Raw genomic sequence first — 17,180 nt, forward strand, 5'->3', positions numbered from 1 at the left:
TCTCGCTTCGCGAGCTTCGGCTCGGCAAGCCCGGATAGTCCATCGTAGCGAAGCAAGCGAAGGCTGCCGCGGCGTAGCCCGAAGGGCGAAGCCGGGCCGAGGCAATCTGCCCGCAGGGCGAAGATGGACTTTGTCCGTTAGCCCCTCACGTCCCCGTAAACCGTGGCGGCCGCTTCTCCACAAAGCTCGCGACGCCTTCCCTGAAATCATTGCCCTTCAGCGCGATCTGCATCTCGCGGTTGGCATCGATGGTGGCTTCGGCGAGCGTCTGGAACGGCACGTCGTAGATCTGGCGCTTGATCACAGCGATCGCGCTCGGCGAGACGAAATCGGCGAGGTCGCGGGCATAGGCATAGGTCTCCTCGCGCAGCTTCTCCGGCGAAGAGAGCCGGTTGACGAGGCCGATGCGCAGCGCCTCCTCGGCCGACACCCGCCGCGCCGACATCAACAGATCGAGCGCATTGGCGTGGCCGACGATACGCGGCAGCATCCAGCTGATGCCGTGTTCGGCGATCAGGCCGCGCCGCGCGAAGGCGGTGGTGAACACCGCGGTGTCGGCGGCGAAGCGCAAATCGCAATAGAGCGCGTGGACCAGGCCGATGCCGGCGGTGGCGCCGTTGAGCATCGCGATGATCGGCTTCCTGATCGCGGGATAGTAGGCGTAGCGCGTCTGCCAGTCGGCGCGGCGGTTCATGTCGAACGGGATGTTCTCGCCGCGCCTGACCTCGTTGGGATCGATCCCCTTCAGCGCGTCCATGTCGGCGCCGGCGCAGAAGCCGCGGCCCGCACCGGTCAGCACGATGACGCGAACGTTGTCGTCGTTGGCCGCCGCCTCCATCGCGTGGCGCACGTCGCGCTCCATGATCGCGGTCCACGCATTCATGCGATCGGGGCGGTTGAGCGTGATGGTCGCGATCCTGTCGCTGACCTCATACAGGATGTGCTCGTAGCTCACGGCGATCTCCCTGTGCCTTGTTGTTATTGATACGCGCGGCGATGCGGCCCGCGCGCGGCGGCCGACAGTAACACATTCACCAGAATGAAAAGCCGGCGCGAAATTCCGCGTGGCGGCTATTCCGCGGCCTGCAGCAGCTGCCGCTGCGGCACGCGCGCGATCCAGCCGTCGATGAAATGCTTCAGCCACGCGCGCTCGGCGGCATCGTGCACAGCACGCTCGGCGAAGTGCAGATGACCCGGTTGTGCGCCCGGCGAATCCATCCGTGCGCAACCGCGCGTGGTCCAGCGATGCATCATCGCGTAGGTCACGTCGGGATGGAATTGCAGGCCGAAGGCGTTGCCGAACTGGAACGCCTGCACCGGGAAATCGTCGCCCGCCGCGAGCAGGTCGGCGCCGGCCGGCAATTGAAATCCCTCGCCGTGCCAGTGATAGACCCGCGCCGGCCAGTCCGGGCAGAGCGCGCGGCCCGCGTCGGTCGGCCTGACCGGATAATAACCGACCTCGACACGGCCTTGCGGATGCGGCGCGACCTTGGCGCCGAGCTGCCGCGCCAGCATCTGCGCGCCGAGGCAGATGCCCAGGAACGGGCGCTGCTCGCGCAGCGGAACGGCGATCCAGTCGATCTCGCGCCGCACGTAGTCGTCGCCATCATTGGCGCTCATCGGACCGCCGAAGATCACCGCGCCGGCATGCGCGTCGAGCGTTTCGGGCAGCGCGTCGCCGACGCGAGGGCGGCGGATGTCGAGGCGGTAGCCCAGCGCGCGCAGGGCGTTGCCGATCCGGCCGGGAGTCGATGTCTCCTGATGCAGCACGATCAGCACCGGCCGCAGCGACACCTGATCCAAAATCTGATCCCTGGGCGTGACCGCGGCCAGCCTTCGGCTGGCGAAGGGCACCACGACACGGCTCTGGTCAGTCCGGAACGACATTGCCTCTGCTTAAAGTTTCGGCACGTAAGGCGCGATCATAGCTAAGTGGTCGTTAACATCGTGTGAGTTTGCGCACACCCAAGCGAAGCAAATCGCGGGCCAGAAACAGCCTTAACGGCGACGAGTGGGGCGCGTTTCAGGGACAGCTATCGCTTGCGGAGCTGAAATCCGCCGACCGCCGTCAGGATGAAGGAGCGCGGAAACAGCCGGAGCAGAAACGGCACCAGCTTGATGAAGGCGCCAGGCAGCACCGCGCGCTTGTTGGCCATCAACCCGCGATAGGCCTGGCGGGCCACCTCTTCCGGCGAAACGTTGAGGATGGCGGAATCGAATCCGGGGGCAAACCCGGCGCGATCCTGAAACTCCGACGGTACCGGGCCCGGGCAAACCACGGTGACACGCACTCCGTGCGGCGCCAGCTCACAGCGCAACGCCTCGGTAAACGACAGCACATAGGCCTTGCTGGCGTAGTACACGGCCATGCCGGGGCCCGGCAGGAATCCCGCGATCGAGCCGAGATTGAGGATGCCGCCGCGGTTGCGGATCAGCTGGTCGGCAAAGCGCAGCGTCAGATCGGTCAGCGCGCGGATGTTGACATTGATGATGTTGAGCTGCTCGGCACGGTCGCGCTCGATGGCGCGGCCGAACAGGCCGAAGCCGGCATTATTGACGAGAAATTCGACCTCAACCCCGGCGTCGGTCAGGGCCTGCGCGATCCGGTCGCCCGCATCGGCGTGCTGGAGATCACAGGGGATCACAATCGGCGCTGCGCCGCCTTTGGCCCCGAGCTCGTCGGCAAGCGCCTTCAGGCGGTCGGCGCGCCGCGCCACCAGCGCCACACGGTGACCATTCGATGCAAATACGCGCGCCAGTTCGGTGCCTATGCCCGCCGATGCCCCGGTTATCAGCGTCACACGCTCGGTCACGTTTCAAACTCTTACTGCAAATTCTAGTGAGGTCCCCAACAAGGCGACGAGAGCATAGGGATGCGGTGGGACGCAAGCCGTGTGTAAGCTTGTGGACAGTTGCGAGGCACTGGTTTCGTGATGAAACGCCAGATTTTCAGTCGGATCGACCATAATCGCGGCGGACATTAAAATTTCGTCATCCCTGGCGCCGGTGACGATGCCTCCGCCGGCGCAGGCGATCGCGTCAGATTGCGGCGTCCGCCGTGCCCCAGGGGCCCTTTGGCAGCGCCGCCTGCTTCTCGGCGACCCGATGCTTGAGATCGATGCGGTCGCGCGAGGAAATGCCGAGCAGATCGGCGGCGCGCCAGACCACATTGTCCTCGAACTCGCTAACCTGACCGTCGGCATAGACCAGCTCCCACATCATCTCGACGATGCGCAGCCGTCCCTCCTCGTTCACCGAGCGCATGATGACGCTGGTAAAGTGATAGAGATCCACGGCCTCGCCCTCGACGCGCATGGCAGAGGCGATCAGCTTGTCGGCCGCGCCGCGGTCGAGCTGGAAACGGCTCTCGATCAGGCCGTGCAGCTTGCGCGTCTCGGCAGGCGTCGGCTCGCCGTCCAGCGAGACGACATGCACCAGCAGCGCCGTCGCCGCCAGGCGATAGTCGCCGTCATCGAAGGTGCGGTCGGCCTGAGCGTCGGGGGAAACGATATCGGCAATGAATTGGCGAAGTCCGTCGAGCATCGTTCTCTCTGTGGAATGAAGCCTGCCTGATTCGAGCGTGATCTTCCGGCCATCAAGTTTTCCCGGATCCCGCTCCGTTGAAATCTATATGGCGTGGAAACAGAACCGGTGCAATCCGCGCAGGTTCCCGCTGCGACATTACGTTTCGGCAACATGGATTGAGTCATTCCGGGGCGATGCGGAAGCATCGAACCCGGAATCTCGAAATTCCCTGATGCGCAATTGCGCATCTGAGGTCTGATCCTGACGGACCATCCCGAAATGACGATGTGCTCAACTACGGTATCTCGTACACCACGAGCTTGTCGGCAATGCCACGCAGTGCCGCTTCCTTCTGGATCGGCTTGATCGCGGCGCGATCGAGGATGCCCGCGACCTCAGCCGATTCCATCACCGGCTGGGTCAAATGGATTTCCTGCGACGTCGACAGGCTCTGCACCCTGGCTGCGATATTCACGGTCTGGCCGAAATAATCCTGCCGCTCGTTGAGCGTCACCGCAAGGCACGGCCCCTCATGGATGCCGATCTTGACGATCAGATCTTCCTTGCCGCGCGCGGTGTTGAGCTGCTTCATCGCCGCCCGCATGCGCAGGCCCGCCGACAATGCATGCTCTGGCCGGATGAAGGTCGCCATCACGGCATCGCCGATCGTCTTCACCACGGCGCCGTGCTCGGAAGCGATGATCTCGAGCAGCGCGTGGAAATGCGCGCGCACCAGATCGAACGCGGCGAGATCTCCGACCCGTTCATAGAGCGCAGTCGAGCCTTTGAGGTCGGTGAACAGGAAGGTGAGCGCGGTGATCTTCAGCCGCTGGTCGACCGTGAGGTTGTCGGCCTTGAACACATCGCGGAAGGTCTGGTTCGACAGCATCCGCTTCGCGGTGAGGATCGGCTTGCGCTTGCCGAGCAACTCATGCAGCGCATCGGCCGCTACCCAAACAGCGGGCAGCACGCGGGTGTCGGTCTGGTTGTCCAGCGACAGCCGGAGCGGCCCCGGCCGCAGCACTGTGGTGCCGGTCGGCGCCTGCAGCTTGTTGAACACGATCGAGAATTGCTGGCGCTCGGTGGTCGGCTCGCCCTGCACGTCGAAGAAATGCGCCGAGTGCGTCACCGGCTCGAACACGATCAGGAACTGCTTCGGCAATTGCAGCGACAGCAGCGCCTTTTCGCCGGCCGGCAACTCCAGCGATTCCAGCGTCACCTCCTTGAGCAGGCGCTCCAGCGAGTCTTCGTTGAGCTCGATACCCGAGCTCCAGAACATCTGGCGGACATATTCCCAGATCGGCAGCGTATTCGGATCATGCGCGCCGATGCGGCGCACGCGCGGGCTGACGGTGAAGGCGACCTCGACCAGATCGTCGACGGACGCTTCGTATCCGGCCGCGCACAGCGCACAATTGTAGTCGTCATGGCGCAACGACTTCAGCGTCGAATGCGCATCGAGCACGCCGCCGCAGCCCGGGCACAGCACATTCCAGCTCATGTCGAACAGGCCGAGCCGCGACGCATGCAGGAAGCCGGAGATCACCTTCTCCTGGTCAAGCCCGGTGCGGCTCGAGAAATCCAGCAGATTGATGCGATTGAGATCCCTATCATGACCGTCCGCGATCAGCTGCTGCATGGCATCGACGACGGCCGGATCGGTCGTCTGCCTGAGGACTGCGAAATGGGCCTGCGTATCGCTCATGGTGAGCCCCTAGATGAGCATTGGGACACCGCCGCGCAAGATCAGCGCGGCTTGATCGTGAACACCGGCGAACGGTTCGGCTGTGTCGTCACCACGCCGATCGGCAGCACCGGATCCTTGTCCGCCAGCGCTACGCGGAATGCGCCGACAATCTTCGCAAGCGCGAGCGTCGCCTCGACCAGCGCAAAATGCGCGCCGATGCAGACCCGCGCGCCGACCCCGAACGGCAGATAGGCGAACCGATCGGGCGGCGTTCCCGTCATGAAACGCGACGGCACGAACGCGTTCGGATCACGCCACAGCTTCTCATGCCGGTGCAACAGCCACGGCGCGATCAGGATTACGTCACCCTTCCTGACCGGACGGCCCGCGATGGTATCGGGACCGCCCGCCGCACGCGCGATCAGGAACGCCGGCGGATAAAGCCGCATGGTTTCGTCGATCACCGCGCGGGTGAATTTCAGCCGCTCGATATCGAGCGCGCCAGACGTCGCCGCGCTCCTGACTTCTGCTGCCAGCTGTTCCTGGGTCAGAGGATCGAGCGCCAGCAGATAGAGCGCCCAGAACAGCGCGGTCGCAGTCGTCTCGTGGCCGGCCAGGATCATGGTGGCGACCTGGTCGCCGAGTTGGGCATCGGTGAAGGCCTCGCCGGTTTCAGGATCGCGCGCGGCGCCCATCAGGTCGAACAGGTCGCGGGCCGGCGCGTTGTCATCCTTGCCGGCCGCACGTCGCTCGGCCATCAGCATGCCGACGAACGCGGTCCAGCGCTTGCGGAAGCGGGCGCGGCGGAAATCCTGCGGCGTCGGCCAATTCAACGGCAGCACCAGATCGAGCATGTGCGGCCGCGCCAGCGTATCGCCATACTCCATCACGAAGTCGCGCAGCGCGGCGCCGTGGCGATCCATGCCGAACGAGAACATGGTGCGGCCGGCGATCTCCAGCGTCATACGCTGCATCGCCTCGCGCAGATCGACCGGGCCGCCGCTGGCGGAGTTCAGCTTGGCGATGGTCTCGTCGACCGCCGCAATCATGTAAGGCACCAGCGTCGTCACCGCGCGCGGCGTGAACGCCGGCGCCAGCGTGCGGCGCTGGTGTTTCCATGCACGCCCTTCGGCGATCAATAGCCCCTCGCCGAGCATCGGACGCAGCACGCGAAGGCCGGCCGGCGTGCGGGTGTAGTTCTCGTAATTGTCGACCAGCACATGGCGGATCGCATCCGGCGTGTTGAGGATGAAGCTCGAGTGCTTGAGGAAGCGGCCCTGGACGATATCGTCCTCATAGGCGCGCTGGCCCCAGGTCTCGATCGGCGAGTTGCGCATCACCCGCATGCGCTGGAACGCGCCCATGTCGGCGGGCGCGCGCGGCGGGGCCGGCGGGACCAGGGGACGCCGCGTGACCGTGATATCGTAGACCTCGGCTATGCTCATGGTCCTCGCTTCCCTGCCTCACGCGACGGCCGATCCGGCCATGCGATCCCGGCGCCAAGAAGGCGCGCGGACCCTCCACCAGACCTAATAAGTCAGCTCGGCGACCGCAATCCGATTTTCCGATGCCGGCCAGGCCCGCGTCATAATGCGTTCCCCGTTGAAGATCGCGGCGACCGGACGGCCGACATCGTCCGCGGCGAGCCGCAGCGTCGTCACCGAATCGGTCGGCACGCCCGGCTTTACATCGGCCGGCTCCTTGCCATCGAACAGCACGATATCGCGCGGCAGGCCGAAATAGCCGCGCGGCCGCGACATCAGCACAACCGCGCCTGCGCCGGCATCGGCCGGTCCCAGGGGCCGCGCCGCGCGCAGATGCACGATCTCGGACGAGCGCGGAAACGGCGAGCGATAGATGTGCGTCGTCGCCGTACCAGGTGATGTCAGCACGAATTCGAGCGGCCACGACGGGTCGACCTGCGCCGGACCCCAGCGACCGTCGGCGCCGGTCTGCGAGCTGTGCAGCGGGCCGCCGATGCGCTCGCCGGTCTCCGCCGCGACATGATAGATGTCGACCGTGGCCCCCGGCACCGGCCGGTTGGTCGGCACGCCGCCGGGCGTGCCCGTGACGAGGCCGCTCAGCCTCACCGCCGTCTCCGGCACGATCTCGATCCGCGACGGCTCGTGCCTTGCGATGAATTTGTAGATCTCGCGAAAGGCCCGCGGATGAAAGGCGGTCTCGCGATGATCGACCGCGCCAAGCACCAGATTGGTCGCGCCTTTCAGCGCCGGGCCGTCCGTCGTGACGTTGGTCGGCGTGCCCGGCTTGCCGACGAAGCGGCCGTCGGCTTGCGCATATTTGTCGAGGCCGTCGCTGCGCAGCGTCAGGAACAGGGTGCCAACAGTCACTTCGCTGTCGCCGTCGTTCAGTCCGCGCAGGAACGGACCACGCCCGTTGAACTCGTTGCCGAGCCCGTCGTCCCACGCATACACACCGTGATTGGGCGTGCCGCACAGCACCGCGTGGCTGACGTCGCCGCCGCCACCATTCTTGACGTAATTGCGGATCGCATTGCCGCCGCGGGAATTGCCGACCAGCGCGATGCGCGCGGCGCCGCTCTTTTGCTTCAGGTCCTTGATCGCCTCGCCGAGCTCGCGGCGCTGGTCCTCAGTCGACGAGCGGTTGGCCTGCTCGACCTTGTCGTCGGTGCGCGCCAAGGGATCGGTGAAATTGATCGCGGCCATGCGCTCGCGCGGCACGCCGTTCGATTCCATCCGCCAGAACGTCGTCATCCAGAGCGGCGCCTGATCGCCATTGCCATGCACGAACAGGATCGGCGGGGTATCACCGGCGGGCGCCGGCTGAGCCAAGGCCGACTGAGCCAAGGCCGACTGAGCCAAGACCGGTTGAGCCGAGGCCGGGGCGCCGAGGCGGCCGGCCAGCAGGGACAGGGCGCCGGCCCCTTGCAATATTCTCCGCCGCGACAGCGTCATTGGTCCCCTTCCCCAGGCCTTCCCTTGACCTTCCTCAGCTCTTTCAGTGCTTTAGCTGTGCCCTATCCCCGCCAAGGATGCCGTAATCGCTGGACAGGACACGCGTTTCGCGGGCATCAGTTGGTGCAGCCGGAATCATCCAACAAGCCATAGCAGGCCAACCGGAACTGGATATGACCGAACCGCGTGATCGCTCCGACAGTATCACTGCACCGTTGCGGCATTCAATCTTCAGGCGAATCTGGCTCGCGAGCCTGCTCTCCAATCTCGGCATCCTGATCCAGGGCGTCGGCGCGGCCTGGGCGATGACGCAGATGACCGCGGAGGCCGACAAGGTCGCGCTGGTGCAGACCGCCTTGATGTTGCCCGTGATGCTGATCTCGATGCCGGCCGGGGCGATCGCCGACATGCACGACCGCCGCATCGTCGCGCTGGTGTCGCTGGCGATCGCGCTGACCGGCGCCACCATCCTGACCGTGCTGGCCTGGCTCAATCTGGTGACGCCGAACATCCTGCTCGCGCTGTGCTTCGTCGTCGGCAGCGGCATGGCGCTGTTCGGCCCGGCCTGGCAGTCCTCGGTCAGCGAGCAGGTGCCGCCGGAGACGCTGCCCGCGGCGGTCGCGCTGAACGGCATCAGCTACAACATCGCGCGCAGCTTTGGTCCGGCGATCGGCGGCATTGTGGTCGCGTCCGCGGGCGCCGTCGCCGCCTTCGCCGCCAATGCCGTGCTGTATCTGCCGCTGCTCGTCGTGCTGTTCCTGTGGAATCGCGTCAGCGAGCCGTCGCGGCTGCCGCGCGAGCGGCTGAACCGCGCCATCGTCTCCGGCGTGCGCTACATCACCAATTCGCCGTCGATCAAGATCGTCCTGACCCGCACCATGGTGACCGGCATCATCGGCGGCTCGGTCTCGGCGCTGATGCCGCTGGTGGCGCGCGACCTGTTGCATGGCGGCGCGCAGACCTACGGCATCATGCTCGGCGCCTTCGGCATGGGCGCGGTGATCGGCGCGCTCAACATCAGCGAGATCCGCAGCCGGCTCAGCGGCGAAGCCGCCATACGGGTCTGTGCGTTGACGATGGGCGCGGCGATCGCCGCGGTTGCCGTGAGCAAGCAGCCGGTGATCACCGCCGCCGCGCTGGTAGTTGCCGGCGCGGTGTGGATGCTGGCGATCGCGCTGTTCAATATCGGCGTGCAGCTCTCCGCGCCGCGCTGGGTCGCGGGCCGCTCGCTGGCGGCCTTCCAGGCCGCGATCGCCGGCGGCATCGCGATCGGAAGCTGGTGCTGGGGACGCATCACGGACGTCGGCGGCGTCGAGATGGCGCTGTTGATCTCCGCTGGTCTGATGCTGCTGTCGCCGCTGCTCGGCATCTGGCTCAGGATGCCGCCGATCGGCGCCCGCAACGAGGACGCGACCGATGCGCTGGCCGATCCCGAGGTGCGGCTGCAACTGAGCGGGCGCAGCGGGCCGCTGGTGGTCGAGATCGAATACCGGGTGGCGCAAGACAATGCCCGCGCCTTCCACAATGTGATGCAGGACGTGCAGCTCAGCCGCCAGCGCAACGGCGCCTACGGCTGGTCGATTGCCCGCGACATCGCCGATCCCGAATTGTGGACCGAGCGCTACCATTGCCCGACCTGGCTCGATTTCCTGCGCCAGCGCAACCGCGCCACGCAGATCGAGCGCGAACTGCATCAGAAGGCGGCCGACTTCCACATCGGCGCCGAGCCGATCCGCGTGCGCCGGATGCTGGAGCGCCCGTTCGGATCGGTGCGCTGGAAGGACGAGACCCCGGACCGCGCCGCCAAGGAGGTGATCCCGGTGGTCGCGACCGCAGCGGGCAGCAGCACGTAGTCTCTCCATTGTCATTCCGGGGCGCGCGAATAGCGCGAACCCGGAATCTGGAGATTATTAGCTCGAGATTCCCCGATGCGCAGTTGCGCATCTGAGGTTCATCGCTCCGCGATGCCCCGGAATGACAGCTGAGGGGTCTACTGCCCGTTCTCGGCGAGCGTCTGCTGGCAGGCCTTGCTGAGGCGGCTGCGATGCTCCTTCAGGCACGCCAGCACGACCTGATCGCCTTCGCCGAGATGGGCGCGGCAGAACCGCGAGGCATCGCGCGAACAGGCATCGCGCCCCTGCTGCTGCGCCGAGGCGGCCGACGTCAACAAAACCAGCGGAACGACGGCAAACAGAAATCGGATCATCTCTCAAAGCCTTTCAAGCGTTTTCGCGCGAAGGGGTGCCGGTTCGCGCGAAGAAGACGCGTCAAATAAGGAATCCGGAGCCCCGTTCCGACTTCATCGCAGCGGAAGCGGCTCCAGCGAATGCGACGCCGGTTCTATAGCGTTTCCGTGCCGCGCAGAAGCTTGAAACCGACTGTGACGGTCATCACGCATGGTAACGCCCGCTTTTTCTTGTCCTTCCGGCGCCTTGTTGGGATCGCGTTAAGACCTTGTTGGCATTAATCGCTCGTTACGGCTGTGGCGTATCCTTAAGTTCCGAGAGAGTGTGTAGCGATGCGTAGTGCGTTGGGCCTGATGCTGGCCAGTGTTGTAACGGCGATCGTGATCGCCGGCGTGTGGTTCTGGACCTCCTCGCCGCGTGCCGACGCGGCTCCTCCGCAAACCACGGCCGCGGCCAAGGCCGATCCGCTGCCTGCGGCGGCAAGACAGGCCGCCAAGGACGATGTCGAGACGACCGCCGCGCTGTCGAAGCGCGCCGATGCCACCCAGGCCGCGGCACCGGCCGCCACTCCCGCTCCGGCTCCGGTGCCAGCCCCCGTCGCGGCCGCGCCCAGATGCGCCAACCCCGATGCGCTCGGCATCAGCCGCACCGTCGTGGTCGACACCAATGGCGGCCCGGGCTTCGGCTTCCTGCAGTACAAGCAGTATGACTTCCTGACTGACAAGGAGGTCGTGCTGACCTTCGACGACGGTCCGTGGCCGACCACGCCGGCCGTGCTCAAGGCGCTGGCCGATGAATGCACCAAGGCGGTGTTCTTCCCGATCGGCCTGCACACCACCTATCACCCGGACATCCTGCGCCAGGTCGCCGCCGCCGGCCACACCATCGGCGCCCATACCTGGTCGCATGCGCATCTCGCCAGCAAGAAGCTGACCGAGCAGCAGGCCAAGGACGAGATCGAGAAGGGTTTTAGCGCGGTGAAGCTGGCGCTGGGTGCCAACCCGGCACCGTTCTTCCGCTTCCCGGCGCTGGCGCACACCCCGGCGACAACCGCCTATCTCGGCACCCGCAACATCGCGATGTTCTCGGTCGACGTCGACTCCAACGACTTCAAGTCCAAGAGCGCGGACGAGGTGATCAACAACGTGATGACCAAGCTCGACAAGGAGCACAAGGGCATCATCCTGATGCACGACCTGCAGAAGCACACCGCGCAGGCGCTGCCGACGCTGCTCCGCAAGCTGAAGGCCGGCGGCTACAAGGTGGTCTGGATGAAGGCCAAGACCCAGCTCGAGACGCTGCCCGAATACGACGCGATGATGGCGAAGACCGAGAAGCCGATCGCGACGGGCCGGCCGATCGGCAACGTCGTGCAGACGGTCGCCGAGTAACGCAGCGAACGCACGCAACACGCTCAACGCAAAGCGCCCCTGGATCGGATCCAGGGGCGCTTTCGCTTTCTGATCGCAGCCACCTTCCGCTGGCCGGACACGGCCGGACGACGTTGAACGCCTGTGTGCCTTCGAGAGTGGCACCATCGCGCCCGGTGGCTGCGGCTCCCACCAAAATATCGAAAACAACCCCATGCAAAGGAGCCGGCGGATGCCGTCGATGCGATCGGATAGAGTTCAGATCGAGCCAGCCGGCGCGACGGCGGGAAAATCCTGCTCGGGATCGAACACGTTGTTGAAAAAGTTCGTCAGGGAGTACATGGCCACCAGCGCGACGATCTCCATGACGTTCGCATCCGTGTAGCCGGCGTCACGGACGGCTTTCATATCGGCGTCACCGACCTTGCCGCGGGTTGTGATGACCTTGCGCGCAAACTGGAGAGCGGCGTCCCGCTTCGGATCACTGGCATGACCCTTCCGAGCGAGAATGATTTCATTAGCCGGCAGCTTGGCCATTTGCTCGGCCGTAAAGCTGTGAACCGTCAGGCAGTAGTTGCACCCATTCACTTCGGAGACAGCGAGGCCGATGCTGTCACGCGTCTTCACGTCAAGCGCCTTGCTCAAAGAGCCGAGCAGTGCAGCCCATGCGTTGAACGCGATCGGGCTCAGCGCGAAGGTCGCCAACATATTCGGAGTGAACCCGATGTTCCTGGTGAACCCATCGAGAGTCGGTTTCGAGCCTGCCGGTATCTGAGCCGGCGTTGGCAATGCAGTTCGAGCCATCAGCAATCTCCGTAAATAGCTGATTTAACTAATGTTATACGAGGTGCAGCACATCGGTCACGGGGCGGCGCGGCTTCTGCGCCCAGTTTCCCGGACGCTCCGGCCCCACGGCCAACAGCAGCACCGGCACTTCGTCCTCAGCCAAGCCGAACTCGCGGTGCACCGGTTCAGCATCGAAACCGATCATCGGCGTCGAACCCAGGCCTAGCGAGCGGGCCGCAAAGATGATCGTCGCCGCGCCGAAGGAGGCGGTTCGTACCGCTTCATCGCGCCGGCGCTGTGGGTACTCCATGTACAGATTGCGCGCGGGAATCTCCCATTCCGGCACCATCTTCGCCGGCATGACGCCCGATTCCACCAGCGGCGCCAGGCGCTCTGGTATTACGCTGGAATCGGCCAGCTTGCCGCAGACTATGAAGGTAACGGCTGCGTCGGTGATCGCGGGTTGATTCCAAGCGATCGGACTCAGCCGAGATTTGGCTTCAGGCGTGCGCACCGCGATAAAGCGCCAGTTCTGCATGTGGAAGGATGTGGGTGCGGCGGTGCCGATTTGCACGAGCTCTCGGATTTGGTCGTCGCTCAGGGTGGCGGCGGGGTCGTAATACTTCGTGGAGCTGCGGCTCAGGATACATTCGATAACAGCATTGGTCATGGTTGGTCCTATAAGTGAAGGGATAGGTTGAGGCACGAGAGTGCATTCGCTCTCTTTGAGAGCCGGCCGGCCGCATTCATCGATAGGCGCGCGCCGCTCACGGACGAGCGCGAATGATCGTCTTCCCGCTGATCCGCTCGGTCGGATTGAAGGCAGCAACGGCATCGTCGAGGGCAGCCACACTGCCGATGTTTGTCCGCACACGTCCGTCACGCGCCCGCCGGACAATCTCACTCAGTAGGGCGCGATCTGGTTCGACGACGAAGTCTATCGTCCGGCCGTCAGCGGGCCGTGCCTCAGTCGGACCGGCGATGGTCACCAGCGTTCCTCCGGCTCGAATCACGCGCGCGGACCGCTTCGCGATGTCGCCGCCAAGGACATCGAACACCAGATCGACTCCGCCGACATCTTCCAGAGTGTCGTTGTCGAGGTCGACGAACTCCTGTGCGCCGAAGTCGAGGGCCGTCTGACGGCCGGCAGCGCGTCCGGTGCCGATGACGTAAGCACCGGCCTCACGTGCGAGCTGGGTTGCCATCGAACCGACGACGCCGGCGGCACCGTGCACAAGGACGCTCTGCCCCGCCCGAAGCCGGCCGTGATCGAACAGCCCCTGCCACGCGGTAAGGCCTGGCATCACGAGGGCCGCGCCCACCGTGAAATCGACATCGCCCGGCAGCGGCGCGAGGTTGCGCGCCTCGATGGCCACATACTCCGCCAAGGTGCCGTCGCGATACCAGTCCGCGAGACCGAATACCCGCTGTCCCACCGACAGCCCCGCCGTGCCGTAGCCGAGGGCGGTGACCACTCCAGCCAACTCGTGGCCAGGGATCGACGGTGTTCGGTCACGCTCGCGGCGATCGGTCCAAGTCGAGGGCCACGTCAGCTCATCCCGGGTGAATCCCGCCGCACGAATCTCAACGACGACGTCGTTTATCGTGGCCTGCGGCTCGGGCCGCTCCACCAGCTTCATTCCGGCCGTTCCCGGCGCTTGGTCCGTCACAACAATTGCCTTCATCGTGCACCTGCCTGAGTGTGGCAGCTCATCATGTTCCGAACTCCTTTTCAGACGAGCGAAAACCGGAAGGCGAAACTCGATGGCTCGAATGACCTTGGATATTGAATCGATGCCATCGACGCGGCGCATTTCCTGAAGTCACGTTGCCACTGGTCCCGACGCGATGAAACCCGCGTCGGGCGTTCCTGGACGCGCGGACACGCATTCTGGACTCCGGAGCTGGCCAACACCGAGGATCGGTGCACCGAGTGCGCGCGGATCTGGCTAAAGCGCGATGAGATCGGGTTGAATCGTCATCGCGCTTCAGCTCTTTGTTTGAGCATGATTTTTTCGGAAAACCGCTTCACACTTTTCCGGATCATGCTCTAGGGAACGGGAAAGAGCCCGGTTGGGGCGCAGCGTCGGGCATGCACGGGCCGACGCGGCTTGCTTTCGGCCTTTGCTGTTTCCAGTTTTTTCTTCGGTCAGGCAGCGAGCTCTGCCAACGCTGATAGCCCGACGAACAGTTTCAATAGATGAGCGGATGTCGCTATTGGCACGCCCATTCAAAATCGCACGCTTGACGGGAGAGCTGCCTCGGAGGCGGTATTGGCTCAAGCGCCCGTATCACTCCCACCGTGCTTCACGCGCAGCCGGTACTCGCTCGGATCAACGTCGTAGGCTTTGCGGAATGCTCGCACGAAACTTGACCGGCTCTCGTAGCCGGCGTTGTAGGCCACAACATCGACTGGGGCTGACGTCGTCGTGAGATCGAGCGCCGCCTGCCGCATCCTGAGATCCCGAAGGATGGCCATCGGCGAACGGCCAAAGATCTCCGAGAACTTCGCCATGAATGCCGACCGGCTCAGACCCGCGCTATGCGCAAGGCTCTGAACGGTATGAGCGGCCCCCGGGCGCGCCACCATATCGGCGAATGCACGCGTGATCTGCCGATCCGCGAGAATCGAAAATCGATCAGTCCAGCTGCGGGAGGACTTCATCGACCGCCTCACCAGGGCGATGATGACCTGCTTTAGCAGGGACGCCGTCATGGCGCCCATACCGATTTCCTGCACGCAAAGCTCCTCGACCGCTTCGCGAAGCTTCAGGTCGATCTTGTCCGTCGGCTCGAATTTCTCGACCACGGGCTCGCGCAATTCGCGAAACAACCCGACGGATTGTCCGAAGGATGCGTTGAAGAAGCCGCAGATCTGGATGATCTCGGGCTGCTCGGTCGGTGTTGCGATACGCAACACGCTGTCATGCTGCTTCCAGCAATCGCGGGAGATGAGCTTCTTCGGGCCGCTGGTTCCGTCGACTTCGATTACGAACGGAGTACTCGCAGGCTTGATGATGAGGAGATGGGGTTCAAGCGATATCCAAGGCCCATCGCCGATCGAAATTCGTCCCCTGCCACTAATGGTGTAATGGACCGCCGGCGCATCGATCGTCCCCATCTCGGCGCGATGGCCTGATGGAATCAGCATTTCGGTGAGCGCGACGACATCGATCTCAAGTGCCCGCATTAGGTTGTTGAGATCGGCGGTGGCGAGCTTCGAGGCAGAGACGGCGATCCGCGAATCTGGCCGCTCGCCCTGTCCGCTTCCGGCCCGCGATTTGGCCGTGTTTTGCATAACAACCTGCTTACAAGATCAACCCGCGAATCCGCTAGGCGAATCTGCCTTCACCCTTGAACTGGATTTTGTGGCACGCCGAAAGGAACCTTGGCGTGGTCCAGTCGGATTGTTGGAACTTGGTCCTATCGGTGGGCCCGTATCGCTGTAGTTTTTGCGCCTTGAGATAGGGTCTCGGCGCAACGCCGCGCCCTTAGACGCCGGCATCCACAGCACCAGCCTGTGTGCCGCGCCTTCGACGATGACTCGGGAATAGATTCGTCGGTCTGGCCCTCTCTTGCACGATGCCCGAACCCTGGAGAGCTCTGTGAGTGCATTCGAACAAGGTCGCGTGCGGCCCGCCGACAATGGCTTGGCGAATACGGCCGCCGAAAAGCTGCGTTCGATGATCCCGGCGGCCGGAGCGATGGCTTATCCGTTCCTGCTCGATGCATTTCATCTCGCGGTCTCTCCCGCTGCTGGTCCGGCGTCGTTTGGACGGCTGGTCCTGGCGGCGCTTTGCCTGTTGGCCGCGACCGCCGCGCCCTTGCTGGGTCTTGCCTGTGCGTACTGGATGACCAAGGCCGAGCCTTTATCGTTCGCGCTGCGCGCCCGCCGTCTCGCCTATGCCAGCATCGCTGCGCCGCCCTTGTTCGTGCTGACCGGCGTCGGTCTCGGCCTGCTGCACATCCCGGTCAGCGACGAGCTTGTATGGGTCGCGGGCTGGTCGGCCGCGTGTCTCTATGTGCTGCTCGGCAGCGAGCAGGAGCGCCCGGCAGGATCAGCCGCGATTACCCCATCCATCGCCAAATGGCGCGTGACGCATGGCGTCGCCGCCGCGGTCATCCTGCTCTACGTCGCGTTTCACCTCACCAATCATCTGCTGGGTTGGCTCGGACCTGATGTCCATGCCGCCATGATGAAGGCGGGACGCACGGTCTATCGATCGTCCCTCGTCGAACCCATCCTCGTCGCATTGATGCTGTTCCAGGTCGCCGTCGGCGTGCGGCTCGCCTGGCGCTGGAGCGCGCTGCCGGCGGATGCCTACCGCGTGTTTCAGATCGGCTCCGGCGTCTATCTCGCGGCATTCATCCTCGCCCATCTGAATTCCGCGCTGGTCTCGGCGCGCGCCGTGCACCACATCGACACCAACTGGGCCTGGGCGTCGGGCGCACCGACCGGCCTGATCCACGACGCCTGGAGCATTCGCCTGGTGCCGCACTACGCACTCGGCGTCTTCTTCGTGCTCGCGCATCTGGCGTCCGGATTGCGCGGCATCCTGATCGCGCACGGCGTCACCACCACGGCCGCCAACCGGATCTGGGCAGCCGAGCTCGTGGCGAGCGGGCTGGTCGCGGTCGCGATTATGAGCGGATTGTGTGGAGCGCGGATCTAGGCGGCCAAGGGGCGACC

The 17,180-nt window shown here is 64.7% G+C and carries 15 protein-coding genes; 3 read left to right on the top strand and 12 right to left on the bottom strand.

All coding sequences use genetic code 11. The annotated features are described in order from the left end of the window. Positions 1-145 precede the first annotated feature (145 nt). From ACSKB9_RS23805 to ACSKB9_RS23835, 7 genes are all read right to left on the bottom strand, one after another. Positions 146-955 carry an enoyl-CoA hydratase gene (locus tag ACSKB9_RS23805; protein ID WP_253605611.1) on the bottom strand — a complete coding sequence of 270 codons (810 nt, stop codon included), beginning with the start codon at positions 953-955 and terminating at the stop codon, positions 146-148. 116 nt (positions 956-1,071) lie between these two features. Next, positions 1,072-1,887 carry a glutamine amidotransferase gene (locus tag ACSKB9_RS23810; RefSeq protein WP_438076159.1) on the bottom strand — a complete coding sequence of 272 codons (816 nt, stop codon included), beginning with the start codon at positions 1,885-1,887 and terminating at the stop codon, positions 1,072-1,074. A 146-nt stretch (positions 1,888-2,033) separates the two neighbouring features. After that, the gene (locus ACSKB9_RS23815; RefSeq protein WP_438076161.1) at positions 2,034-2,813 is read right to left on the bottom strand and encodes an SDR family NAD(P)-dependent oxidoreductase; all 780 of its coding nucleotides are present in this window, start codon (positions 2,811-2,813) and stop codon (positions 2,034-2,036) included. A gap of 226 nt (positions 2,814-3,039) precedes the next feature. Next, the gene (locus ACSKB9_RS23820) at positions 3,040-3,543 is read right to left on the bottom strand and encodes a TerB family tellurite resistance protein (protein WP_016847256.1); all 504 of its coding nucleotides are present in this window, start codon (positions 3,541-3,543) and stop codon (positions 3,040-3,042) included. Between the two features lie 277 nt (positions 3,544-3,820). Further along, positions 3,821-5,230, bottom strand: a complete 1,410-nt coding sequence (locus tag ACSKB9_RS23825; protein WP_076834983.1) for an adenylate/guanylate cyclase domain-containing protein — start codon at positions 5,228-5,230, stop codon at positions 3,821-3,823. A gap of 41 nt (positions 5,231-5,271) precedes the next feature. Further along, positions 5,272-6,657: a cytochrome P450 gene (locus ACSKB9_RS23830; RefSeq protein WP_438076164.1), complete on the bottom strand. Its 1,386-nt coding sequence runs from the start codon at positions 6,655-6,657 to the stop codon at positions 5,272-5,274. An 84-nt stretch (positions 6,658-6,741) separates the two neighbouring features. Beyond that, positions 6,742-8,148: a hydrolase gene (locus ACSKB9_RS23835; RefSeq protein ID WP_438076166.1), complete on the bottom strand. Its 1,407-nt coding sequence runs from the start codon at positions 8,146-8,148 to the stop codon at positions 6,742-6,744. Between the two features lie 173 nt (positions 8,149-8,321). Between ACSKB9_RS23835 and ACSKB9_RS23840 the strand changes: the two genes are divergently transcribed. Continuing rightward, on the top strand, positions 8,322-10,001 hold the full coding sequence (locus ACSKB9_RS23840) for an MFS transporter (RefSeq protein WP_092087790.1): 1,680 nt from the start codon (positions 8,322-8,324) through the stop codon (positions 9,999-10,001). 137 nt (positions 10,002-10,138) lie between these two features. Here ACSKB9_RS23840 and ACSKB9_RS23845 read toward each other — a convergent pair whose 3' ends face one another. Continuing rightward, positions 10,139-10,354: a cysteine rich repeat-containing protein gene (locus tag ACSKB9_RS23845; RefSeq protein WP_438076168.1), complete on the bottom strand. Its 216-nt coding sequence runs from the start codon at positions 10,352-10,354 to the stop codon at positions 10,139-10,141. A 312-nt stretch (positions 10,355-10,666) separates the two neighbouring features. Here ACSKB9_RS23845 and ACSKB9_RS23850 point away from each other — a divergent pair, with 312 nt between their 5' ends. After that, complete coding sequence (locus ACSKB9_RS23850; protein ID WP_438076170.1) at positions 10,667-11,725, top strand: polysaccharide deacetylase family protein; 1,059 nt, start codon at positions 10,667-10,669, stop codon at positions 11,723-11,725. A 237-nt stretch (positions 11,726-11,962) separates the two neighbouring features. On the opposite strand, the gene ACSKB9_RS23855 is transcribed toward ACSKB9_RS23850, so the two are convergent. The 4 genes from ACSKB9_RS23855 to ACSKB9_RS23870 form a co-directional block, all read right to left on the bottom strand. Continuing rightward, complete coding sequence (locus ACSKB9_RS23855) at positions 11,963-12,508, bottom strand: carboxymuconolactone decarboxylase family protein (protein ID WP_438076172.1); 546 nt, start codon at positions 12,506-12,508, stop codon at positions 11,963-11,965. A gap of 34 nt (positions 12,509-12,542) precedes the next feature. Further along, positions 12,543-13,160, bottom strand: coding sequence for a nitroreductase family protein (locus ACSKB9_RS23860; RefSeq protein ID WP_438076174.1), 618 nt, complete (start codon positions 13,158-13,160; stop codon positions 12,543-12,545). Between the two features lie 97 nt (positions 13,161-13,257). Next, positions 13,258-14,175 (bottom strand): NADP-dependent oxidoreductase, encoded by a 918-nt coding sequence (locus tag ACSKB9_RS23865; RefSeq protein WP_438080366.1) that lies wholly within the window; start codon positions 14,173-14,175, stop codon positions 13,258-13,260. Positions 14,176-14,768: 593 nt separating this feature from the next. Further along, positions 14,769-15,788 carry a helix-turn-helix transcriptional regulator gene (locus ACSKB9_RS23870; RefSeq protein ID WP_438076176.1) on the bottom strand — a complete coding sequence of 340 codons (1,020 nt, stop codon included), beginning with the start codon at positions 15,786-15,788 and terminating at the stop codon, positions 14,769-14,771. A gap of 307 nt (positions 15,789-16,095) precedes the next feature. Between ACSKB9_RS23870 and ACSKB9_RS23875 the strand changes: the two genes are divergently transcribed. Next, positions 16,096-17,163, top strand: a complete 1,068-nt coding sequence (locus ACSKB9_RS23875; protein WP_438076178.1) for a hypothetical protein — start codon at positions 16,096-16,098, stop codon at positions 17,161-17,163. Positions 17,164-17,180 lie beyond the last annotated feature (17 nt).

The organism is Bradyrhizobium sp. BR 1433, from assembly GCF_051547665.1.
GTDB classification, from domain to species: domain Bacteria; phylum Pseudomonadota; class Alphaproteobacteria; order Rhizobiales; family Xanthobacteraceae; genus Bradyrhizobium; species Bradyrhizobium australafricanum.